The sequence below is a fragment of the Bradyrhizobium sp. USDA 223 genome (genome assembly GCF_044909005.1).
Classification (GTDB): domain Bacteria; phylum Pseudomonadota; class Alphaproteobacteria; order Rhizobiales; family Xanthobacteraceae; genus Bradyrhizobium; species Bradyrhizobium yuanmingense.
This window is the reverse complement of sequence record NZ_JBIYDR010000001.1, coordinates 6,582,348-6,605,665: the sequence shown is the minus strand read 5'-3', so window position 1 is coordinate 6,605,665 and position 23,318 is coordinate 6,582,348. Positions and strand designations below refer to the sequence as shown.

18 protein-coding genes and 1 pseudogene are annotated in these 23,318 nt (G+C 65.1%); 11 read left to right on the top strand and 8 right to left on the bottom strand.

Annotated elements, in window-relative coordinates; genetic code table 11:
- Window positions 1-134: 134 nt before the first annotated feature.
- From ABIA40_RS30800 to xth, 6 genes are all read left to right on the top strand, one after another.
- On the top strand, window positions 135-473 hold the full coding sequence (locus ABIA40_RS30800; RefSeq protein ID WP_008142813.1) for a P-II family nitrogen regulator: 339 nt from the start codon (window positions 135-137) through the stop codon (window positions 471-473).
- 37 nt (window positions 474-510) lie between these two features.
- Window positions 511-1,959 (top strand): ammonium transporter, encoded by a 1,449-nt coding sequence (locus tag ABIA40_RS30795; RefSeq protein ID WP_157285148.1) that lies wholly within the window; start codon window positions 511-513, stop codon window positions 1,957-1,959.
- A 323-nt stretch (window positions 1,960-2,282) separates the two neighbouring features.
- Window positions 2,283-3,497, top strand: a complete 1,215-nt coding sequence (locus ABIA40_RS30790) for an aminotransferase class I/II-fold pyridoxal phosphate-dependent enzyme (protein WP_404544989.1) — start codon at window positions 2,283-2,285, stop codon at window positions 3,495-3,497.
- Window positions 3,498-3,506: 9 nt separating this feature from the next.
- On the top strand, window positions 3,507-5,987 hold the full coding sequence (locus ABIA40_RS30785; protein WP_275500376.1) for a DNA translocase FtsK: 2,481 nt from the start codon (window positions 3,507-3,509) through the stop codon (window positions 5,985-5,987).
- 152 nt (window positions 5,988-6,139) lie between these two features.
- On the top strand, window positions 6,140-6,898 hold the full coding sequence (locus ABIA40_RS30780) for an outer membrane lipoprotein carrier protein LolA (RefSeq protein ID WP_271543686.1): 759 nt from the start codon (window positions 6,140-6,142) through the stop codon (window positions 6,896-6,898).
- A 239-nt stretch (window positions 6,899-7,137) separates the two neighbouring features.
- Window positions 7,138-7,953, top strand: coding sequence for an exodeoxyribonuclease III (gene xth / locus ABIA40_RS30775; protein WP_157285151.1), 816 nt, complete (start codon window positions 7,138-7,140; stop codon window positions 7,951-7,953).
- Between the two features lie 122 nt (window positions 7,954-8,075).
- On the opposite strand, the gene ABIA40_RS30770 is transcribed toward xth, so the two are convergent.
- Entirely contained in the window at window positions 8,076-8,519 is a 444-nt protein-coding gene (locus ABIA40_RS30770; protein WP_271543212.1) for a cyclic nucleotide-binding domain-containing protein, read from the bottom strand.
- 58 nt (window positions 8,520-8,577) lie between these two features.
- Entirely contained in the window at window positions 8,578-9,264 is a 687-nt protein-coding gene (locus ABIA40_RS30765) for a response regulator transcription factor (protein ID WP_008142830.1), read from the bottom strand.
- A 210-nt stretch (window positions 9,265-9,474) separates the two neighbouring features.
- Between ABIA40_RS30765 and ABIA40_RS30760 the strand changes: the two genes are divergently transcribed.
- Window positions 9,475-10,044 carry a L,D-transpeptidase gene (locus tag ABIA40_RS30760; RefSeq protein ID WP_271543214.1) on the top strand — a complete coding sequence of 190 codons (570 nt, stop codon included), beginning with the start codon at window positions 9,475-9,477 and terminating at the stop codon, window positions 10,042-10,044.
- A gap of 194 nt (window positions 10,045-10,238) precedes the next feature.
- Here the strand turns inward: ABIA40_RS30760 and ABIA40_RS30755 are convergent, their stop codons facing one another.
- Window positions 10,239-10,928, bottom strand: coding sequence for a YggS family pyridoxal phosphate-dependent enzyme (locus tag ABIA40_RS30755; RefSeq protein WP_271543216.1), 690 nt, complete (start codon window positions 10,926-10,928; stop codon window positions 10,239-10,241).
- A gap of 109 nt (window positions 10,929-11,037) precedes the next feature.
- Here ABIA40_RS30755 and ABIA40_RS30750 point away from each other — a divergent pair, with 109 nt between their 5' ends.
- Window positions 11,038-12,741 (top strand): diguanylate cyclase domain-containing protein, encoded by a 1,704-nt coding sequence (locus tag ABIA40_RS30750; protein ID WP_036003074.1) that lies wholly within the window; start codon window positions 11,038-11,040, stop codon window positions 12,739-12,741.
- Between the two features lie 59 nt (window positions 12,742-12,800).
- Here ABIA40_RS30750 and ABIA40_RS30745 read toward each other — a convergent pair.
- Window positions 12,801-13,846 (bottom strand): annotated as a pseudogene (locus tag ABIA40_RS30745) (GGDEF domain-containing protein).
- 187 nt (window positions 13,847-14,033) lie between these two features.
- Between ABIA40_RS30745 and leuS the strand changes: the two are divergent.
- From leuS to holA, 3 genes are all read left to right on the top strand, one after another.
- A complete protein-coding gene (leuS, locus tag ABIA40_RS30740; protein ID WP_404544985.1) occupies window positions 14,034-16,685 on the top strand; it encodes a leucine--tRNA ligase in 2,652 nt (883 codons plus the stop codon).
- Window positions 16,672-17,223, top strand: a complete 552-nt coding sequence (gene lptE / locus ABIA40_RS30735) for an LPS assembly lipoprotein LptE (protein WP_157285155.1) — start codon at window positions 16,672-16,674, stop codon at window positions 17,221-17,223. The genes leuS and lptE overlap by 14 nt, the downstream gene beginning before the upstream one ends.
- 64 nt (window positions 17,224-17,287) lie before the next feature.
- Window positions 17,288-18,316, top strand: coding sequence for a DNA polymerase III subunit delta (gene holA / locus ABIA40_RS30730; RefSeq protein WP_271543225.1), 1,029 nt, complete (start codon window positions 17,288-17,290; stop codon window positions 18,314-18,316).
- Window positions 18,317-18,516: 200 nt separating this feature from the next.
- Here the strand turns inward: holA and ABIA40_RS30725 are convergent, their stop codons facing one another.
- From ABIA40_RS30725 to mnmG, 4 genes are all read right to left on the bottom strand, one after another.
- The gene (locus ABIA40_RS30725; protein ID WP_036024286.1) at window positions 18,517-19,404 is read right to left on the bottom strand and encodes a ParB/RepB/Spo0J family partition protein; all 888 of its coding nucleotides are present in this window, start codon (window positions 19,402-19,404) and stop codon (window positions 18,517-18,519) included.
- Between the two features lie 148 nt (window positions 19,405-19,552).
- On the bottom strand, window positions 19,553-20,419 hold the full coding sequence (locus ABIA40_RS30720) for a ParA family protein (RefSeq protein ID WP_404544982.1): 867 nt from the start codon (window positions 20,417-20,419) through the stop codon (window positions 19,553-19,555).
- Between the two features lie 29 nt (window positions 20,420-20,448).
- Window positions 20,449-21,222, bottom strand: a complete 774-nt coding sequence (gene rsmG, locus ABIA40_RS30715; RefSeq protein ID WP_404544981.1) for a 16S rRNA (guanine(527)-N(7))-methyltransferase RsmG — start codon at window positions 21,220-21,222, stop codon at window positions 20,449-20,451.
- 23 nt (window positions 21,223-21,245) lie between these two features.
- Entirely contained in the window at window positions 21,246-23,126 is a 1,881-nt protein-coding gene (gene mnmG, locus ABIA40_RS30710) for a tRNA uridine-5-carboxymethylaminomethyl(34) synthesis enzyme MnmG (protein WP_271543230.1), read from the bottom strand.
- Between the last annotated feature and the right edge of the window lie 192 nt (window positions 23,127-23,318).

Sequence of the window (23,318 nt, the reverse complement as noted above, 5' to 3'; positions counted from 1 at the left end):
CAATCCGCCTGATCTGGCACGGCATTTGATTCTAGGGGTCCGGCTGTGCCCGCGTAGTGAAACTTCTCCCTCGTGGCGAACCAGTCGAGAACGCCCGGCCACGTCCGGACCGGGCCCAAGCGGGGATAGGACCCATGAAAATTGTTATGGCGATCATCAAGCCATTCAAGCTTGAAGAAGTCCGTGACGCCCTGACCGCCATCGGCGTTCACGGTCTCACGGTGACGGAAGTCAAGGGGTATGGCCGCCAGAAGGGCCATACGGAAATCTATCGCGGCGCCGAATATGCCGTGAGCTTCCTGCCCAAGATCAAGATCGAGGTCGCTGTCGCCTCCGACCAGGTCGACAAGACCATCGACGCCATCACGTCCGCCGCGAAAACCGGACAGATCGGCGACGGCAAGATCTTCGTCATCAACCTCGACCACGCGGTGCGCATCCGCACCGGCGAGGCCGATGCCGCGGCCCTCTGATTTCGCGCTCAACCTTATTCAAGCAGGAGTAAACAATATGACGTTCAAGCGTCCCTATGGCGCGGGACTGGCAGCTCTCGCAGTCGGCCTGTTCGCTGCGACCGCAGCCTACGCCGAGCCAACGGTCAACAAGGGAGACAACGCCTGGATGCTGACATCGACAGTGCTGGTGCTGTTGATGACGATCCCCGGCCTCGCGCTGTTCTACGGCGGTCTGGTCCGTTCCAAGAACATGCTCTCGGTCCTGATGCAGGTGTTCTACACCGTCTGCGTCGTCACCGTGATCTGGGCCGTGTACGGTTACAGCCTCACCTTCACCGGAGGCTCGGACTTCATCGGCGGCTTCTCCAAGGCCTTCATGATGGGCGTCACCACCGATACGAAGGCAGCGACCTTCTCGGTCGACGCCAACATCTCCGAACTCATCTACGTCTGCTTCCAGATGACCTTCGCGGCGATCACGCCCGCCCTGATCGTCGGCGCCTTCGCCGAGCGCATGAAGTTCTCGGCCATCGCGCTCTTCATTCCGCTCTGGGTTACCCTGATCTATTTCCCGATCGCGCACATGGTCTGGTACTGGCAGGGCCCGGACCTGATCCAGGATGCGGCCAAGGCGCTCGCTGCCGCCACTGACGCTGCGGCAAAGACCGCGGCCCAGGCCAAGCTCGACGAGCTCAACGCCGACGCCGGCTGGATCTTCAAGATGGGCGCGATCGACTTCGCGGGCGGCACCGTGGTGCACATCAACGCCGGCATCGCCGGGCTCGTCGGCGCTCTGCTGATCGGCAAGCGCGTCGGTTACGGCAAGGAACTAATGGCTCCGCACTCGCTGACCATGTCGATGATCGGCGCCTCGCTGCTCTGGGTCGGCTGGTTCGGCTTCAACGCCGGCTCCAACCTGGAAGCTAGCGGCGGCGCGGCGCTCGCCATGACCAACTCCTTCGTCGCCACCGCGGCCGCTGCGCTGTCGTGGATGTTCGCGGAGTGGATCATCAAGGGCCATCCGTCGGTGCTCGGCGTGATCTCCGGCGCCGTCGCGGGCCTCGTGGCCGTCACGCCTGCGGCCGGCTTTGCCGGCGTCATGGGCGCGATCGTCCTCGGCCTCGTGGTCGGCGTGGTCTGCCTGTTCTTCTGCACCGTCGTGAAGAACGCGCTGGGCTACGACGACTCCCTCGACGTGTTCGGCGTGCACTGCGTCGGCGGCATCGTCGGCGCCATCGGCACCGGCATTCTCGTCAACCCCGCGCTCGGCGGCGCCGGCATCATCGACTACTCGGCGATCCCGCCGAAGGTCGCCGATTACGACTTCGCCACCCAGATGCTCGCCCAGATCAAGGCCGTCTGCACCACGCTGGTGTGGTCGGGCATCGGCTCGGCGATCCTCTTCAAGGTCGTCGATGTGATCGTTGGCCTCCGCGCCAATGTCGAGAGCGAGCGTGAAGGCCTCGACATCACCGAGCACACCGAGCGCGCCTACAACATGTAACCGTCTCCTCCCGGGCGCGGTCGCTTCGGGGACCGCGTCCACAACTACGGTTCGGGCACATACCCGGCAATGCCCTGACCGTTGAGGGGCTCCAGCGCAAGCTGGAGCCCCTTTCTTTTGATGGCTCCGCCTGCAGGCACCTCCAGGGGAGGGTGGACCGTCCATGCACGCCGCTATCTCGCCCCATTTTTCCCGCGCTGGACGCGGGCGGCGGCCGATGGTTAATCGCGTCTTAACCTCGCCCTATCTATGGTGAACTGAACCGCTTCCCGCCGGCGCCTATGGTAGCGACCGGCCGTTCCAAGAGTACTGGCGCCCAACGAATGGCTCTGACCGCTTCATCCCGTGCGCCGCAGGGCGGTAATGGCTCCGATTCCGAACGCTCGCCCTTCGTCCGGCTGAACGAGCTGCTGGCCCCGCATCAGCCGGGCAAGCCCTTGATTTCGCTTGCGGTCGGCGAGCCCCAGCATCCCGTACCCGACTTCGTCGGCCCGGTGCTGGCCAAGCACATCGCCGATTTCGGCCGTTATCCCGCGAACAAGGGGACCGACCCGTTCCGCAACGCCGCCGGGGCCTGGCTGTCGACGCGGTTCCAGCTGCCGCGGCCGCTCGACCCCGAGAGCGAGATTCTCGTCCTCAATGGCAGCCGCGAGGGGCTGTTCCTCGCCGCGATCGCGGCCGCGCGCTATGTCGGCCCGCGTCCGGGCAAGCCCGCGATCCTGATGCCGAACCCGTTCTATCCGGTCTACGGCGCGGGCGCGCTTGCGGCCGCTTGCGAGCCGGTCCATCTGCCGACCACGGTCGAGAACGGCTTCCTGCCCGACCTCGACGCCATCAATGAGGCGACCCTGGCGCGCACGGTGGCGTTCTACCTGGCTTCGCCCGCCAATCCGCAGGGCTCGGTCGCGAGGCCTGGCTATTTCAAACGCTTGAAGCAGCTCGCCGACCGCTACGGCTTCGTGATCCTAAGCGACGAATGTTATTCCGAGATCTACACCCGCGAGGCACCCGGCAGCGCGCTGGAATGCGCCGGCCCCGACTTCACACGTGTTGTCGCGTTCCAGTCACTGTCGAAGCGCTCCAACCTGCCGGGCCTGCGCGTCGGCTTTGCCGCCGGCGACAAGAAGTTCATCGGCATGTTCCTCGAGCTGCGCAACATCGCAGCGCCCCAGGTGCCGGTGCCGCTGCAGCATGTCGCGACGGTCGCCTATGGCGACGAGGCGCATGTCGAGGAGAATCGGCGGCTGTACCGGATCAAGTTCGACCTCGCCGACCAGATCATCGGCAACCGTTACGGTTATCGCCGGCCCGATGCCGGCTTCTGCGTCTGGCTCAACACCTCCGAGATCGGCGACGACGTGTCGGTGACGCTCAAGCTGTTCAGGGAAGCCGGCGTGCGCGTGGTGCCCGGCAGCTTCCTGGCGCGACAGCAGCCTGACGGATTCAATCCCGGCGCAGGCTATATCCGCCTCGCGCTGGTGCAGGACGGCGAGACCACGGCGCAGGCGCTGCACCGGCTGGTCGAGACTCTGGGTTAGGCGGGGCCCGTGAGCATGTCGGCAATCGAACGCGTCATTCCTCTGGTCGGCCATCTGCCGCCCTCGATCCGCGAGGGTCTGGCGCGGCGCATGCGCGAGCTCGCCGGCCTCGGCCTGATCGCGCTGGCGGGCGTCGCCGCGGCGGCGCTGATGACGTGGTCGGTGCAGGATCCCAGCCTCAGCCACGCGACCTCGCGGCCGATCCGCAACATCCTCGGCTATGCCGGCGCGATCGGCGCCGATCTCGCCATGCAGATCCTGGGGCTCGGCGCGATCATGCTGGTCCTGACCGTTGCGGTCTGGGGCTGGCGCATGATGACGCATCGGCCGTTCGACCGCGAGGCGCTGCGGCTCGGCTCCTGGATTCTCTGCACGGTGATCGCGGCAGGCTTCGTCAGTTGCTTTCAGCATGGCGGGGCCTGGCCGCTGCCGACCGGCCTCGGCGGCGTGGTCGGCGATGCGCTGGTGCGCGCCCCCGCGGTGATCTTCGGGCCGGCCGGTACGATCTATCGCATCGTGCTGGGCACGATCCTGTTCGCCGCGATGACCGCGACCTTCCTGATCGCCTGCGGCCTCGGCGCGCGTGAGCAGGACGACGAGATCGCTGAGGTCGCCGATGACGACAAGCCGCTCGACGAAGACGAGGAGAGCGATCGGGGCTCGGTCTCGCTGGGCTGGCTGTTCCATGCATTGATGAGCACCAAGGCGCGGCTGATCTGGCTGTGTGGTGCCGCCTACCGCTCGCTGGTCTCGAGCGGACCGAAGACCAAGGCCGCCCAGTTCAGCCGGCAGGAGCCGAATCTCGGCGGCGGCCGCTCGGCGCCGTCGATCTCGCCGCAGTCTCAAGACGAGGACTACGAGGACGAGCACGAAGACGAATTGGAGGACGAGGAGGAGGAAGAGGAGGAGCCCGCCGCGCGCGCCCCGAAGAAGAAAGCCGCGCCGAAGCCCGCTTCCAAGAAATCCTCCGACAAGTTCGACCTCCCGTCCGTCTCCATGCTGGCCGCACCGAAGGCCGGCGATCGCCAGCCGCTCAGCAAGGCCGAGCTGGAGAACAATTCCCGTTCGCTCGAAGGCGTGCTGCAGGATTTCGGCGTGCGCGGCGAGATCGTGAAGGCCAATCCGGGTCCGGTGGTCACACTGTACGAGCTGGAGCCGGCGCCCGGCATCAAGTCCTCGCGCGTGATCGGCCTTGCCGACGACATCGCCCGCTCGATGAGCGCGCTGTCGGCGCGCGTCGCCGTCGTGCCCGGGCGCAACGCGATCGGCATCGAGCTGCCGAACGCGCATCGCGAGAAAGTCTATTTGCGCGAATTGCTGGTGGCGAAGGAGGCGACCGACACGGTGGCGAAGCTGCCGCTCTGCCTCGGCAAGACCATCGGCGGCGACCCCGTCATCATCGACCTCGCGCGCACCCCGCACATGCTGATCGCCGGTACCACCGGCTCGGGCAAGTCGGTCGCGATCAACACCATGATCCTCAGCCTGGTCTACCGGCTGCGGCCGGACCAGTGCCGCCTGATCATGGTCGATCCGAAGATGCTCGAGCTCTCCGTCTATGACGGCATTCCCCATCTGCTCACGCCTGTCGTGACCGACCCGAAGAAGGCGGTGGTCGCGCTGAAATGGGCCGTGCGCGAGATGGAAGAGCGCTACAAGAACATGGCCAAGCTCGGTGTGCGCAACATCGACGGTTACAACACGCGCCTGCTCGAATTGAAGGCCAAGGGCGAGGAGCCGACGCGCACGGTGCATACCGGCTTCGACAAGGAAACCGGCAAGGCGATCTACGAGGAAGAGAAGCTCTCGCTCGATCCGCTGCCCTACATCGTCATCATCGTCGACGAAATGGCCGACCTGATGATGGTCGCCGGCAAGGACATCGAAGGCGCGGTGCAGCGTCTGGCGCAGATGGCGCGCGCCGCCGGCCTGCACGTGATCCTGGCGACGCAGCGTCCGTCGGTCGACGTCATCACCGGTACCATCAAGGCGAACTTCCCGACCCGCATCGCCTTCCAGGTCACGTCCAAGATCGACAGCCGCACCATTCTGGGCGAGATGGGCGCCGAGCAGCTGCTCGGCCAGGGCGACATGCTCTACATGGCGGGCGGCGGCCGTATCAGCCGCGTGCACGGACCGTTCGCCTCCGACGAGGAAGTCGAGAAGGTGGTGCGTCACCTCAAGACGCAGGGACAGCCGGAATATCTCGAAGCCGTCACCGCCGAAGAGCCGACCGAGGACGAGGACGGTGCCGTGTTCGACGCCACCGGCATGGGCGGCGATGGCGGCGGCGATCTCTTCCAGCAGGCGGTTGCGATCGTCAAACGCGATCGCAAGGCCTCGACCAGCTACATCCAGCGCCGTCTGCAAATCGGCTACAACCGCGCCGCATCGCTGATGGAGCGCATGGAACTGGAGGGCATCGTCGGCCCCGCCAACCATGCCGGCAAGCGCGAGATTCTGGTCGAGGAAGAAGACAGCCATATGTGAGGCGAGGAGCCTCTGAGCAACATTTCACGCAAATTCGATATCTGCTTTTGCCCGAAATCACGGTAAAAGGGCGCCCAGCCACACAGGACGACGCGTTGATCAGACATCCGGACATTCGATTCGCTGCCACGATCGCCGCGCGAAGCGCGCGCGTGGCCGGCGTGCTTCTCGTCACCGCCGCGATAGTGACCGCTGCGTCGTTCGCTCAGACCGTGCCGGTGCCGAAACCCGCGCCGAAGGGGCGTGACGGCGGCGCATCCGCCGGCGGACCGGCCGTCACCGGCGCGACGCAGGCGCCGCCCAATCCGGTGATCCCGGATCCGCGGCGCAACGTTCCGAGCAGCATCTTCCAGACCTTCGACGCCAACCAGAAAGCGCAGGCGGCCAAGGTCAGTGCCTATCTGTCGTCGCTGCAGACGTTGGTCGGGAATTTCGTCCAGGTCGGTCCCGACGGCAGCAAGACGCAGGGCGATTTCTACATCCAGAAACCCGGCAAGGTACGCTTCGAATATGACGCGCCGAGCCCGATCGACATCGTCGCCGACGGCTCCTCGCTCGTTGTGCGCGACCGCAAGCTCGCGACTCAGGACGTCTACCCGCTGTCGCAGACGCCGCTGCGCTTTCTCCTGTCCGACCGCATCGACCTGATGAAGGACACCAATGTCGTTGGCGTCTCGGCCGACGACGTCTTCGTCAGCGTCACCATCGAGGAGAAGCAGGCCCTGGTCGGCACCAGCCGCCTGCTGCTGATGTTCGGCGCCAAGGACGGCCAGCTCAAGCAGTGGACCGTCACCGATCCGCAGGGCTACGACACGACGATCGCGGTGTACAATCTGGACTCGAGCAAGAAGCTCGACCCCAACATGTTCAAGATCGATTTCACCAATTACAACACGCCATCGCGGGGTTGAGCGCCCTCGTGTCCCAGACAAGCGTAGCTCTTGGACGACGCGCAGCGTTGTCCAAGAGCGGAGCGCAGAGCCGGGACCCAGGAATGCCGCAAGATGGGCCCCGGCTCTGCAGCGCGTCACTTCGTGCCGCGCAGCGTCCGGGGCACGATCCTGCTGATCCTGGTCAATCCCAAAAGCCGGTGGGCACGGCGCCTAGCGCCTTTGCCCACCCTGCGAGAGCTTGCTAAGACGCATTTCCCATGCGTCTTTCCCTGACAACCTGGAACATTAATTCGGTGCGGCTGCGCATCGACCTGGTCGCGAAGTTTCTCAAGAGCGCGCGGCCGGAGGTGCTGTGCCTGCAGGAGACCAAGTGCATCGACGATGCCTTTCCGCTGAAGCGCTTCAAGCGGCTCGGCTACGAGCACGTCGCACTGAACGGGCAGAAGGGCTATCACGGCGTCGCCATCGTCTCGAAGATCCCGTTCGAATCGAAGGACATCCGCACCTTCTGCGACAAGGTGGATTCGCGCCACATCTCGGTGTCGTTCGGTGAAAAAGCGGGCATCGCAAAACCGCTGGTGCTGCATAATTTCTACGTACCCGCGGGCGGCGACATTCCCGATCCCGCACTGAACGAGAAATTCGACCACAAGCTCCGCTTCCTCGACGAGATGACGGCCTGCGAGCCGCTGCATCCGCGCGACGAGGATCGCCACATCCTGGTCGGCGATCTCAACGTCGCCCCGCACGAGAACGACGTGTGGTCGCACAAGCAGCTGCTGAAAGTGGTCTCGCACACGCCGATCGAAACCGAGAAGCTGAAGGCGGCGCTCGAAGCCGGCGAATGGGTCGACGTCGCGCGCGATCGCATTCCGATGTCGGAGAAGGTCTATACGTGGTGGAGCTACCGCTCCGCCGACTGGACCGTCGGCGATCGCGGCCGCCGGCTCGACCACATCTGGGTCTCGCGCGCGCTGAAGGATGCAGTCAGCGATTTCAAGATTCTGCGCGATGCGCGCAGCTGGGAGCGGCCGTCGGACCACGTGCCCGTCACGGTGACGCTGGAGGTGTGAGCCGCGGTGGGTCATTCCGGGGCGCGCCACTTGGCGCGAGCCCGGAATCCATTCATCAACTGACTCTGCCGCTCAATGGATTCCGGGTTCGCGACTTCGTCGCGCCCCGGAATGACGAGGGCTCAGCTCGTCAGCTTCGCACCGGCCATCAAAATATCGCTGGCGATCTGGCTGGAGCGGACCGCGAATTCGTCGCGCAGGCGCACCGCCGCAGCGGGATCGCTTTCGAGCACGCGCTGGAACAGGCTGCGTGCGACGCGGATGACGGAGGAATGCTCCAGCGCCATCGCACTCGACGGCCGCTTCATCGGCACCACCAGCGCGAGCTCGCCGATCAGCGCGCCAGGGCCGGCGATCATTTCGGCGCCCGCGCCGTCCTCGACCCGGAAGGCGCCGCGCTGGACCACGAAGCCGGCGTCGGCGTCGTCCCCGAGATTGAACAGGACGTCGCCGCGGACGAAGTCACGCTGCTCGGAGCCGATCGCCAGCATGCGCAACGAGGCGTCTCCCAACAGGCGCAGTGTCGGGACACGCTCGAGAAGCGCTACATCATCGTCGATTGACATTCAGGTCCGAGGCTCGAAGGCGTGCGATCTAAAACGATTCGCACGCCATCGAAGCGTATCACGGCACCAGCTTGTAGCCACCGGCTTCCGTTACCAGGATCTCCGGGTTGGCGGCGTCCTTCTCGATCTTCTGGCGGAGGCGGTAGATGTGGGTTTCCAGCGTGTGTGTGGTGACGCCGGAATTGTAGCCCCAGACCTCCTGGAGCAGGGTCTCGCGCGACACCGGCATCTGGCCGGCCCGGTAGAGGAAGCGGAGAATCGCGGTTTCCTTCTCGGTGAGGCGGACCTTGCGGGCATTGGCCGCGGTCAGCATCTTCGAGCCGGGGCGGAAGGAGTAGGGTCCGACCGAGAACACCGCGTCCTCGCTGGCTTCATGCTGACGGAGCTGGGCGCGGATGCGCGCCAGCAGCACGGCGAAACGGAAGGGCTTTGCCACATAGTCGTTGGCGCCGGATTCCAGGCCCAGGATCGTATCGGAATCGGTGTCGTGCCCCGTCAGCATGATGATCGGGGCCTTGAAGCCGCCCTTTCGCAGCGAGCGGACAACCTCGCGGCCGTCGGTGTCGGGCAGGCCGACATCCATCAGGACCAGATCGGGGGAATTGGCCTTCGCGGCGCTGGCGCCCTTGGCGCCGGTATCGACCGCAGAGGCTTCGAATTCTTCGTGTAGCGATAATTGCTCCACCAACGTGTCGCGCAGATCGGTATCGTCATCCACGATCAGGATCTTGCGGGCATTGGCCATGGGGGGTCATCCTTTTGGGGTCCGGCTCGGCAGCACATCCATGCCGCACCCAGCCGCGAGGGGAAGTTTAAGGTCGTTCGTCATTATTGTTATTGTTGTTCGTGTTGAAGTAGTGGGCTGTTACCGATTCACAAGCCGGAAGCACTCTAACCCAAGATAGCAGGACGTTTGGATGAATGTCCTGTAATGAATTCGACATTGCACGTTCGCATGAAAAATAAAGCAGCTTCAATCGGTTACATCAGGAATCGAGGCCCCGGGCCGCTCTCGGCGATCCGCGTTAAGCCTGCTGCCGGCAATCCGCGCCGGGGCTGGCTGACGGCGGGAGCGCTGACCATTCCGGTTGCGCTGGGGCGAGGCGGCATTCTCGCCAACAAGCGCGAGGGCGATGGCGGCACCCCCAGAGGCAGCTTCCGGCCCAGGCAATTATGGTGGCGGGGCGACCGGCACAGCCGTCCCCGGACGTTCCTGCCGGCCCGGGTGATCACCGGCGTGGACGCCTGGTGCGAGGATCCGCGGGACCGCCGTTACAACCAGAGCATCCGGCTCGGCGAGGGGCAGGGCGGCGACCGGCTCCAGCGCGCCGACCATCTCTACGACTTCATCATCGAGATCGACCACAACACCCGGCCCCGCATCGCCGGCCGCGGCAGTGCGGTGTTCCTGCACCTTGCCCGCGACAATTTCGGCCCGACCGCCGGCTGCGTCTCCATGACGAAATCCGCGATGCTGCAATTGCTGCGGCGCCTGGGCCCGCGCACAAAGATCATCATCGGTTGAGAGGCGCCGTCATTGCGATCTGTCCCGCTCCAGGTCGAGGGGCAGCATTTTGCTGCTCGTGCCCCGGACGCAGCGCAGCGCTCCTTAAGGGTGCGCTGCAGAGCCGGGGCCCATTCGCGGCACATGAAGGCATTGCTCTGGGTCCCGCTTTGGCGTTGCGGCTTGTCCGGGACACGACAGATCCTCGCCAACGGCTAGCGACGCCCGAAGATCGCGCTGCCGACGCGCACATGGGTGGCGCCCAGCATGATGGCGGTCGCGAAATCGGCGCTCATGCCCATCGAAAGATTCGTCAAGCCATTGCGCGCGGCGATCTTGGCGGTGAGCGCAAAGTGTGCGGCGGGCGGCTCGTCGACCGGCGGGATGCACATCAATCCGGAGATCGTCAGCCCGTAGGTGTCGCGGCAGCTCGCAATGAAGGCATCGGCCTCGCCGGGAGCAATTCCGGCCTTCTGCGGTTCCTCGCCGGTATTGATCTGAACGAACAGCTGCGGGTGCTTGTTCTGGGATTCGATTTCCTTGGCTAACGCTTGGCAAATGCTCGGACGGTCGACCGAATGGATGGCGTCGAACAGCGCGACCGCCTCTTTCGCCTTGTTGGATTGCAGCGGCCCGATCAGATGCAGCGCAATATCGGGGTGAGCAGACGTTAACGCCGGCCACTTGGCTTTGGCCTCCTGCACCCGGTTTTCGCCAAATACGCGCTGTCCGGCGGCGATTACCGGGGTAATTGCATCCGCCGCGAACGTCTTGGATACGGCGATCAGCGTGACCGAGGCGCGCTCACGCTGCGCGTCCCTGCAGGCGCGTGCAATTTCGGCTTCGACCGCGGCGAGCGCGGTTGGTGAATCGCCGGTTACCGGCGCGACGTTGGCTTCCGTCATGACGTCTCTTGGTTGTGACCCGAACCCGAGTTAGGTCCAATTTTACCGAGTTCAAGAAACAGTTTTTGAACCCTTCGCTTTACCTTAGCCCGCGGGGTGGGTAGCGAAAATGGCAAGCGTCAGTCTCAACCGCAAGCGCGCGAAACTCAAGCAGGTTCTCGGTATCCGGGCGCGGCTTGCGTTGCTCGCGGTGATTCTCGTGACGCCCTTGATGATCGAGCGCATCCGTTCCCTCGAAGACACGCGCGCGCGGCAAGTTGCGCAGGCCGCGGCTGAATTCACCACGGTGGCGAGGCACAGCGCCGATGCGCAGCGCCAGGTGATCTCGTCGGTCGAGACCATTCTGAAATCGGAGGCCTTCATCCGCGCCTCCGCCGGCGGCATCAGCAAGAGCTGCGACGTGCTACGCGCGAGCCTGCCGTCGAGCCTGCCCTGGATCCGCACGCTTCTGATCGCCGGCCAGGACGGCCGCATCCAATGCGCCACCAACAACATGTATGTTGGCCTCGATCTCAGTGACCGACCGTACTTCCAGCAGGCCCAGGAAACCGGCCGCTTCGTGCTGAGCGACTTCATCATGTCGCGACCGGTACCGTCGCCAACGGTGATGGCGGTCTATCCGGTCTCCGCCTTCAGCGGCGTGGCTGATGCCGTCGTGCTCGCCACCGTCAATCTCGACTGGATGTCGAAGGTCATGAACAATCTGGGCGGTCGCGCCGGCATCACTGCGGTGCTGGTCGACAGCGCGGGCACCGTGCTGGCGGCCCCGGCCGATCAGCACAGCGCGGTCGGCCGTCCGCTCGACAACATGCCGCTGATGTCCGCGATCGCCGACAAGGCGCTGCGCTCTGATCAGGATGAGGGTTCGCTGTCCTTTCTCGCCGCCGACGGCTCCCGCCGCGCGGTCAGCTATATCCGCATCGCCGGCACCAATGCCCGCCTGATCGCCAGCATCGACGAAGACAAGGTGTCCGCAGCGGTCAGCCGCGACATCCGCACCGCCTATCTGCAGCTCGCCTTCGTGCTCATGTTCGTCCTGCTCGGCGCGCTGATCGCCGCCGAAAAGCTCGTGATCAAGCCGATCGAGATGCTCGCCGACATGGCCAAGCGGCTCGGCGAGGGAGACCTGTCGGCGCGCGCCGCGCGCAATCGCCTGCCCGCCGAGTTCGTGCCGCTGGCCCGCGCGTTCAACGCGATGGCCGCGCAGCTGAGCCAGCGCGAGCGCGAGCTGATCGCAAGCAACGACCGCCTGACGGTGATGGCGTCGATCGACATGCTGTCCGGTCTCGCCAACCGCCGCGGCTTCCAGAGCCGGCTGGATTTCGAATGGATGCGCGCGCAGCAATATGGCAGCGAGCTGGCGCTTCTGATGATCGACGTCGACCATTTCAAGCTCTTCAACGACACCTACGGCCATCTCGAAGGCGATTCCTGCCTGACGCGGCTCGGCGAATCGCTGTCCGGCATCGCCGCCGACACGATGGGCTTCGCGGCCCGCTACGGCGGCGAGGAGTTCTGCCTGCTGCTGCCGAACACCGACGTGACGCGCGCCGTCGCGATCGGCGAGCAGGTGCGTTCGGCCGTGCTGAGGCTCTGCCTGCCTCACATCACCTCGAACCACATGATCGTCACGGTCTCGATCGGCGTCGCCGCGACCAAGCCGAGCGAATCCTTGCGTCCCGGCGACCTGATCGAAGCCGCCGACGCCGCGCTCTACGCTGCCAAGCATCGTGGCCGCAACAATGTCGTCGAGCACGGCGTGCAGGCGATCGCGACCGGCACGGCCGAGATGATGATGGTGGCGAGCGCCTAAAGCGCTGGTTCTTCACCTCGCCCCGCTTGCGGAGAGAGGGAGCATATCGCGGTCGACCGCTACCCCGCAGCCCCGGCCCGCTCGAGCTCGATCTCCGTCACCACACGATTGCGGCCGCCGCCCTTGGCGAGATAGAGCGCGCGGTCGCAGCGTTCGATCAGATCCGTGATCGCCTCGCCGGTCCGGTATTGCGCCACGCCGATGGACACGCTGATGCCGGGCAGGGTCTCGCCGGTCGAACGACGCGTGATCGTGCAATCTGCGATCGCGCGCCTGATCCGTTCGGCGATCTCGGCGCAAGCGGCTAGATCGGCGTCCGGCAGCACCGCGATCAGCTCCTCGCCGCCATAGCGGGCCGGCAGATCTTGCGCGCGAACCTTCTCGCGCAGGACCTTGGCCATCAGGCGCAGCACCTGATCGCCGACACCGTGGCCGAAATTGTCGTTGAAGGACTTGAAGTGGTCGATGTCGAGCATCAGCACGCTGAGCGGCTCGCCCCATTCCGCGGTCGTCTGCGCCTTGCGCAGGAATTCGTCGAGGGCCCGCCGGTTCGCCAGCCCGGTCAGCGTGTCGGTCCGGGCGCGCTGCTCGGACCGCGACAGCGAATCGCGAATCACGTCGAGCTCGCGGGTCTTTTCCGCAAAGCCTGCCTCCAGCCGCGTCGCCCGCGTGGCCGCCCGCGCCAGCTCGTTCATGAGCTGGGCAACCAGCAGCTTTGGATCGACGCCGGCCTTGCCCTGGTCGGCCACCTGGCTGATGACCTGCATCTGCGAATGATTGTCGGCGATCGCCGTCGCCAGAAACTCCTTCGCCGTCCCCATCAGCGCCTGCAGCCGCTCGGACGTGTCGACCACGACGGCACTCACCTGGGGCGCGATGTAGGTCTCGAACAGATCCTGATTGGTTTGGGGGTCGAAGGGACGATTGTGGTCGATCAGGAGATCGATCGCGTTGCGCAGATCGTCATGGCTGCCCGCGAAATACTGGACCAGACGGCAAAGTTGGCAGGGGTCGGTGCAATCCGCTGTTCGGCCATGCTCCGCATCGCCCGCCCTGCGACGGACGCGGCATAGTCGTAATCGGGATCGTCGAAGCTGGAATCCATGTGCGGTAATGCGACCTTGTCGGATCGCAACTTGGCATCGACGCCTTAATCACACCCCAACGCGGACCCTCGTAGTTATGCGGAGGGGGTCGGTTCCCAAAACGCGGCAACCCATTGACCCCTTAAGGGCTTCTATGGCCTAGTCCGCCGTCTTGAGACGGCCGAACCACGAAAACCCAACGATTCCATGACCTCCGAACGCTATAACGCCCGCGACGCCGAACCGCGTTGGCAACGCCTCTGGGACGAGCAGGCGATCTTCGTCTCCAAGAACGACGATCCGCGGCCAAAATATTACGTGCTCGAGATGTTCCCCTACCCGTCCGGGCGCATCCATATCGGCCATGTCCGGAATTACACGCTCGGCGACGTGCTGGCCCGCTTCATGCGCGCCAAGGGGTTCAACGTGCTGCATCCGATGGGCTGGGACGCCTTCGGCCTGCCGGCGGAGAACGCCGCGATCGAGCGCAAGGTCGCGCCGAAGGCCTGGACCTACGACAACATCGCCGCGATGAAGAAGCAGCTCCGCTCGATCGGGCTGTCGCTGGACTGGTCCAGGGAGATCGCGACCTGCGACCCCTCCTACTACAAGCACCAGCAGAAGATGTTTCTGGACTTTCTGCGCGCAGGGCTTGCCGAGCGCGAGAAGCGCAAGGTGAACTGGGACCCCGTCGACATGACCGTGCTCGCCAACGAGCAGGTGATCGACGGCCGCGGCTGGCGTTCGGGCGCCGTCGTCGAGCAGCGCGAGATGAACCAGTGGGTCTTCAAGATCACGAAGTACTCGCAGGAGCTACTGTCGGCGCTCGACGGGCTGGACCGCTGGCCCGACAAGGTGCGGCTGATGCAGCGCAACTGGATCGGTCGTTCGGAAGGCCTGTTGATCCGCTTCGCGCTGGATGCGGCGACAACGCCGGCCGGCGAGAGCGAGCTGAAGATTTTCACGACGCGCCCGGACACGCTGTTCGGCGCCAAGTTCATGGCGATCTCGGCGGATCATCCGCTGGCGCAGGCCGCCGCCGCAAAGAACCCTGAGCTTGCGGAGTTCATCGCAGAGATCAAGAAAATCGGCACCGCGCAGGAGATCATCGACACCGCGGAGAAGCAGGGTTTCGACACCGGCATCCGCGCGGTGCATCCGTTCGATCCCACCTGGAAGCTGCCGGTCTATGTCGCCAATTTCGTGCTGATGGAATACGGCACCGGCGCCATCTTCGGCTGCCCGGCGCACGATCAGCGCGACCTCGACTTCGTCAACAAGTACGCTCTCGGCAACACGCCCGTCGTATGCCCGGAAGGCCAGGACCCGAAGAGCTTCGTCATCACTGATACCGCCTATGACGGCGACGGCCGCATGATCAATTCGCGCTTCCTCGACGGCATGACCATCGAGCAGGCGAAGGAAGAGGTGGCGAAGCGGCTCGAGACGGAGCTGCGCGGCAATGCGCCGGTCGGCGAGCGCCAGGTGAATTTCCGTCTGCGCGACTGGGGCATTTCGCGCCAGCGCTATTGGGGCTGCCCGATCCCCGTCATTCACTGTCCGAAATGCGACGTGGTGCCGGTGCCGGATGCCGATCTGCCCGTGAAGCTGCCGGACGATGCGACCTTCGACAAGCCGGGCAACGCGCTCGATCATCATCCGACCTGGAAGCACGTCACCTGCCCGCAATGCGGCGGCAAGGCTCAACGCGAAACTGACACCATGGACACGTTCGTGGACTCGTCCTGGTACTTTGCGCGCTTCACCGATCCCTGGAACGAGGCTTCGCCGACTACGCCTGCAGTCGCCAACCGGATGCTGCCGGTCGACCAATATATCGGCGGCGTCGAGCACGCGATCCTGCATCTGCTCTACAGCCGCTTCTTCACCCGCGCGATGAAAGCGACTGGGCATATCGCGCTGGACGAGCCGTTCGCCGGCATGTTCACGCAAGGCATGGTGGTGCACGAGACCTACCAGAAGGCCGACGGCAGCTATGTGCAGCCGGCCGAGGTGAAGGTCGAGGTCGGCGGCAACGGACGCCGCGCCACGCTGCTGACGACGGGCGAAGACATCGCGATCGGCCCGATCGAGAAGATGTCCAAGTCGAAGAAGAACACAGTCGACCCCGACGACATCATCGAGACCTATGGCGCCGACGTGGCCCGCTGGTTCATGCTGTCGGACTCCCCGCCCGACCGCGACGTGATCTGGAGCGACGAGCGCGTCCAGGGTGCCTCGCGCTTCGTGCAGCGGTTGTGGCGGCTGGTGAACGATGCCGCCACCCTCGGCAAGGCTGCGCCGGCGGCCCGGCCGGCCAGCTTCGGCCCGGACGCCACGGCGTTGCGCAAGGCCGCCCACGGCGCGCTGGACAAGGTCACCGCCGGCATCGAGCGGCTGCACTTCAACGTTTGCCTGGCCCATATCCGCGAATTCACCAATGCCTTCTCGGAGGTGCTCCAGCGCCCCGGCCAACCTGCCCCGGATCTCGCTCCAGATTTGGCTTGGGCGATCCAGGAGGCCAGCCAGATCCTGGTCCAGCTGTTCTCGCCGATGATGCCGCACCTCGCCGAGGAGTGCTGGCAGGTGCTTTTTGAGAATGGTCTTGGCCGAAAGGGGCTGGTTTCGGAGGCCGATTGGCCGCAAATCGAACGCGATTTGCTGGTTGAAGACAGCGTGACCCTGGTGGTGCAGGTCAACGGCAAGAAGCGAGGTGAGGTCACAGTTGCAACAGCGGCCCAAAATCCGGAAATCGAGGCTGCCGTTTTGGCCCTCGATGCGGTAAAGCTGGCCCTGGACGGCAAGCCCGTCCGCAAGGTGATCATCGTCCCCAAGAGGATCGTGAATGTTGTCGGCTAGGACCCGTATCGCAGCCCGCTTGCTGGCAGTCGCCGCACTGGCGGCGCTGACGGCCGGCTGCTTCCAGCCGATGTATGCGGAGCGCAGCGACGGCACCCCGGGCCTGCGCGAGAAGCTGATGGGGGTCGAGCTGCCCCCGATCAACAAGCCCAATGCCTCCCGCGAGGCCCGCGTCGGCGTCGAAATCCGCAATGCGCTGGCCTTCAAGCTTTACGGCACCGCGACGGGCATGCCGCCGACCCACCGGCTCGATATCCGCTTCACCACCAACCGCTCCTCCCTGATCGTCAGCTCCGCGACGGGACTGCCGACCAGCGAAAATCTTGGCATCGACGCCCAGTACAATCTGGTCGAGGTCGCGACCGGCCGGTCGGTGATGACCGGCTCGACCTTCTCGCGCGTGTCCTATGACATGCCGGGGTCCTATCAGCGCTTCTCGCGCACCCGCGCGGTGCGCGATGCCGAGGATCGCGCCGCCAACGAGATCGCCGAGAACATCACCACCCGGCTCGCCTCGTACTTCACCGCGGGGACGTAGTACCCTTCCGTCATTCCGGGTTCGCCTCTGACGAGGCATTGCGGAATGACGAGTATCGGACAATATGGTCGCACTGCGCGGAAAAGAGATCGACGCCTTCCTTGCCCGCCCCGATGCGGGCCGTCCGATCATCCTGCTCTACGGTCCCGATGCCGGCCTCGTGCGCGAGCGCGCCGACGCGCTGATCGCGTCCGGCGTCGACGATCCCAACGATCCGTTCTCGCTGGTCAAGCTCGACGGCGACGAGCTCTCCGCCGAGCCTTCGCGCCTCGTCGACGAAGCCATGACGGTGCCGCTGTTCGGCGGCCGACGCGCCATCCGCGTTCGCGCCGGCTCGCGCAGCTTTGCCTCCGGCATCGAAACCCTGACCGAGATGAACGTGAGGGATTGCCGCATCGTGATCGAGGCCGGCGAGCTCCGCCCGGAATCGCCGCTGCGCAAGGCCTGCGAGAAAGCCAAGACCGCCGTGGCGATCGGCTGTTATCCCGACACCGAGCGCGATCTTGCCAAGCTGATGGACGACGAGCTGCGGATCGCGAATTTGCGCATCGCGCCGGACGCCCGCGCGGCGCTGATGTCGTTCCTCGGCGGCGACCGTCAGGCCTCGCGTAACGAGCTGCGCAAGCTGACGCTCTACGCCCACGGCAAGGGCGAGGTCACGCTGGACGACGTCATGGCCGTGGTCGCCGATGCCTCGGAGCTGAAGCTCGATCCGATCGTCGACGGCGCCTTTGCCGGTCGGCCCGACATCGTCGAGACCGAGTTTGCAAAGGCGATGATCGCCGGGACCTATCCCGGCGTGATCATCTCGGCCGCGCAACGCCAGGCCGCGTGGCTGCACAAATCCGCGCTGGCGATTGCCGACGGCACGCCTGCCTCCGCCGTGCTCGACGGCGGCTTTCCGCGCCTGCATTTCTCGCGAAAGCCGGCGGTCGAAACCGCGCTGCGCAACTTCAGCCCGGCGCGGCTCGCCGCTGTGATCGAGCAGCTGGCGACCGCCGCCCTCGACACGCGCAAGCAGTCCACCCTCGCCGCCGCCATCGCCCAACGCGCGCTGATGGCGATCGCCGCGAATGCGAAACGGCGGGGCTAGTCTAGGTCCCCGCTCTCTCCACGTCATTGCGAGCGCAGCTCTCTCCACCCGTCATTGCGAGCCGAGCGAAGCAATCCAGAATCTCTCCGCAGAGGGACTCTGGATTGCTTCGCTGCGCTCGCAATGACGATGTGGAAATAGTTGCGCACCCACGCACGCCCTGTCGTTCTCGAACGCGGGAACGACGCCGAGGATTCGGTCTACAGCGCGCCCTTGGCCAGCCGCTTCATCACCTCGTCGAGCTGATCGAGGTTGCGGTAGTTGATCTGCACGGAGCCGCCGGGATCGCGGTGATTGACGGTGACCTTGAGGCCGAGCGCGTCGCTGACGCGCTTCTCCAAATCGATCGTGTCGGGGTCCTTCTCCTTGCCCCCGCTGGCGCGCGCCTTCTGCGGCTTGCGCTCCGGCACGCCCTCTTCATGCGCAAGCGCCTCGGCCTGGCGGACGTTGAGACCTTCCTCGACGATGCGCTTGGCGGCGGCGAGTGGATCGGGCACGCCGATCAGCGCGCGGGCGTGGCCAGCCGTCAGCTCGCCGGTCGCGATGAAGGCCTGCACTTCCGCCGGCAGCTTGGTCAGCCGCATCATGTTGGCGACGTGACTGCGGCTCTTGCCGACTACCTTGGCGATGTCCTCCTGGCTGCGTTTGAACTCGTTGGCGAGCGCATGATAGCCCTGCGCCTCTTCCATCGGGTTGAGGTCCTCGCGCTGCACGTTCTCGACGATCGCGAACTCCAGCGCATCGCTGTCGCTGATGTCGACCGGGACGATCGGCACCTCGTGCAGGCCGGCCATCTGCGAGGCGCGCCAGCGTCGTTCGCCGGCAATGATCTCGAAGCGGTCCTGCGCGCCCTTCACCGGACGCACCACGATCGGCTGGATCACGCCATGCTGCTTGATGGACTCCGAGAGCTCCTTCAGCTCGGTGTCCGAAAAGGTGCGGCGCGGGTTGCGCGGATTGGCCTTGATGAATTCGATCGGCACCTTGCGCTGCGCGCGCGGACGATCGACATGCTGAGCCTCGCCGCCGACGTCACCGATCAGACTTGCAAGACCCCGGCCCAGTCGCGAACGCGCTTCGTCGGCCATCGCCAGCTCCCTTGGATTCACAGTGCAGCACTCCAGAACTGAATTTCGAATCGTAGGGTGGGTTAGCGAAGCGTAACCCACCTCCTCTGTTTCCACGGAGATAGACCGCGGTGGGTTACGCCTTCGGCTAACCCACCCTACGGCAGCGTCAATGCGTGTTGCGCAACTCGCGCTCGCGCTGGATCACTTCGGTGGCGAGGCGCAAGTAAGCTTCGCTGCCGACGCATTTGAGGTCGTAGACCAGCACCGGCTTGCCGTAGGACGGCGCTTCCGAGATGCGCACGTTGCGCGGGATCATGGTCTTGTAGACCTTCTCGCCCATGAACTGGCGGACGTCGGCGACGACCTGGTTCGACAGGTTGTTGCGCGAGTCGAACATGGTCAACACGATGCCGTGGATCGACAGGTTCGGATTGAGTGTCGAGCGCACCTGCTCCACCGTCTGCAACAATTGCGACAGACCTTCGAGCGCGAAGAACTCGCATTGCAGCGGCACCAGGATCGCATCCGAGGCCGCCATCGCGTTGACCGTGAGCAGGTTGAGCGAGGGCGGGCAGTCGATCAGCACGTAGGTGTAGTCGGCGTCCGGGGAGACGTTGTTGTTGAGCGCGCCGATCGCGTCGCGCAACTTGAAGGCGCGGCCGGGCGTGGTGCCGAGCTCGAGCTCGAGGCCAGAGAGATCCATGGTCGATGGTGCGATGTGCAGCCGCGGCACCGCGGTCGAGACCACCGCCTCGCGCAAGGCGGCTTCGCCGATCAGCACGTCGTAGGTCGAGCAGGAGCGGTTGCGGCGATCGATGCCGAGGCCGGTCGAGGCGTTGCCCTGGGGATCGAGATCGACGATCAGGACGCGCTCGCCAATCGCCGCGAGCGCCGTACCAAGGTTGATCGCTGTGGTTGTTTTCCCCACTCCGCCCTTTTGATTCGCCAGCGCGAGGATGCGCGGATGGCCGTGGGGGACCTCGTCGGTCTTTTGGGCCGTCTGTTCTTGCTGCGGTTCGTCAATCACGCTCATCGCAATTCCCCCACTCACCCCTCAACGCCTCAGCTGCGCCGTTCGGCGGCATTGAGCTCCACGATCCAACCGTCGCCCGTGCGGCTTTGGTGGAGCTGCGGCCGAATACTCCAATATTTAGCGGCTTCGGTCAATTCAGCCTCTACATCTTGACCCTTGAGAAACAACGCTCTTGCGCCCTGGCGCATCAGCGGCTCCGCAAAGCCGATGAGTTGATGTAGCGGAGCCAGCGCACGCGCGGTGACGCAATCGACGGGGCCGGTGATTCTATCCACATTATCCCCGATCTCAGCGAGATGTACGACCCCCGGAGATGTGGTGACGCGGATCGCTTCGCGCAAAAAGGCGGCCTTCTTGGCGATTCGCTCGACCAGATGGACGCTCGCCCCGGGCCTGCCGGCCATGGCGCAGGCGAGCACGACGCCGGGAAATCCGCCGCCGCTCCCGAGATCAGCCCAGCGTTTTGCAGCCGGTGCGAGATCGAGCAGCTGGAGCGAGTCAGCGATGTGCCGGGTCCAGAGGTTTGACAAGGTCGATGGCGCGACGAGATTGGTCTTGGCCTGCCACTCCCGGAGTAGCGCGATGTAGCGATCAAGCCGCTCCTCGGTTTCACGTGAAACGGGAGCGAGCTTGAGGGCGGCGATCTTGTCCGCGGCGATGATGGAATCGAGCGCCTTGTCGTTGGCTGTGGCCTTGCTGATCTTCGGGCTGGCCGACCCAGATTCAATTCGCCGCCCAGCGCCCTCACCCGCTCCGGGTCGTCGCGATGGCGGTCGATCTCCGCCCGGTCCGCGCTGTTTCACGTGAAACGCCTATGCGATTGGCTTTATGCGATTGCTTTGGAAGTCTTCCGTGCCTCGCGGCGGAGATAGGCCGCAAGAATGCCGAGCGCCGCCGGCGTCATCCCGTCGATCCGGCCGGCTTGGCCGACGGTGAACGGTCGTGCCTTCTCCAGCTTGGCGCGCACTTCATTGGAGAGACCGGGAACGAGCTGGTAATCGACATCCGCCAGCACCATGCCCTCGTCGCGCCGGAAGGCTTCAACGTCGGCACTCTGTCGCTCCAGGTAGACGTCGTACTTGGCGTCGATCTCGAGATGGGTGGCGATGACGGGATCGATGGCCGACAGCTCGGGCCAGATCGCGCGGACCTGGCTCCAGCCGATCTCCGGATAGGCCATCAGCTCGAACGCCGAGCGGCGTTGGCCGTCCCGGTTCAGCGACAGCCCGTGCTTGATGGCTTCGTTCGGAGTGATGGTCAGGGACTTCGACAACGTCCGGGCAGCGTTCAGGGCGTCCATCTTGGCGCGATGATGCCTGATCCGGGCGCTGCCGACACATCCCAGAGCGATCCCTTTCTCGGTCAGACGTTGGTCGGCATTGTCGGCCCGCAGCGTCAGCCGGTACTCGGCCCGCGAGGTGAACATCCGATAGGGCTCGCTGATTCCGCGGGTGACGAGGTCGTCGATCATCACACCGAGATAGCCGTCGGCACGGTCGAACACGGTGAGCGCGGCACCGCTGGCGGAGAGCGCGGCATTCAGGCCGGCGACGATGCCCTGCCCGGCGGCCTCCTCATATCCGGTGGTGCCATTGATCTGCCCGGCCAGGAAGAGACCGCGCAGACGCTTGGTCTGGAGGGTCGGATCGAGCTCGCGGGGATCGATGTGGTCGTATTCGATGGCGTAGCCGGGACGGACCATCCTCACCCGCTCCAGGCCGGGAATGCTGGCGAGGATCGCGAGCTGGACCTCTTCGGGGAGCGAGGTCGAGATGCCGTTGGGATAGACGGTCGTGTCGTCGAGCCCTTCCGGCTCCAGGAAGATCTGGTGACCGTCGCGGTCGCCGAAGCGGACGATCTTGTCCTCGATCGAGGGGCAATAGCGTGGACCGGAACTCTTGATCTGGCCGGAGTACATCGGGGAGCGATGGACATTGGCCCGGATCACCTCATGGGTCGCGGACGTGGTCCGGGTAATCCCGCACTGGATCTGCGGCGTCGTGATCCGCTCAGTCATTACCGAGAACGGCTCCGGCGGCTCGTCGCCGGGCTGCATCTCGACTACGGACCAGTCGATGGTGGTGCCGTCGAGACGCGGCGGCGTCCCGGTCTTGAGACGCCCAAGAGTGAAGCCGGCGCGCTCGAAGGAGCTGGAAAGGCCCATCGCAGGCGCCTCGCCGACACGTCCGGCGGGCCAGTTCTTCTCGCCGAGATGGATGAGACCGCGGAGGAAGGTGCCGGTGGTCACGACAATGCCCCCTGCCCGGAGCTCCCGGCCGTCGGCCAGGCGAAGCCCGGTCACCCGACCATCGACCACGACCAGCTCGTCGGCTTCGCCCTCGATGACGGAAAGACCTTCGGTCTGGAGGATCGCGGCCTGCATCGCCGCCGCATAGAGCTTGCGGTCGGCCTGGGCCCGCGGACCGCGGACGGCAGGACCTTTCCGACGATTGAGAACGCGAAACTGGATGCCGCCCGCATCGCCCACACGGCCCATCAGGCCGTCGAGCGCATCGACCTCGCGGACCAGATGCCCTTTGCCGAGGCCGCCGATGGCGGGATTGCAGGACATCGCGCCAACGGTGGAGAAACGGTGCGTTACCAGAGCGGTCGTTGCACCCATCCGGGCAGAAGCAGCCGCGGCCTCACAGCCGGCGTGGCCGCCGCCGATGACGATGACGTCGAAGCTCTCTCGCTCTGTTCGCATGGACGGACTTCTAGCTTAGCGGCGAGCAAGCCGGAAGTGGAAACTCCGTGGGCCGTGTTTCACGTGAAACAAGCGCGGCCCAGGGCGGCAGCACTTTCGCGAAAACAACCCCATGCACGGTAGGAGGGGCATTGAGCCATATGGTGTTTCACGTGAAACAAGATCGGGGGCTTACTGCGGTAGATGGGCCGA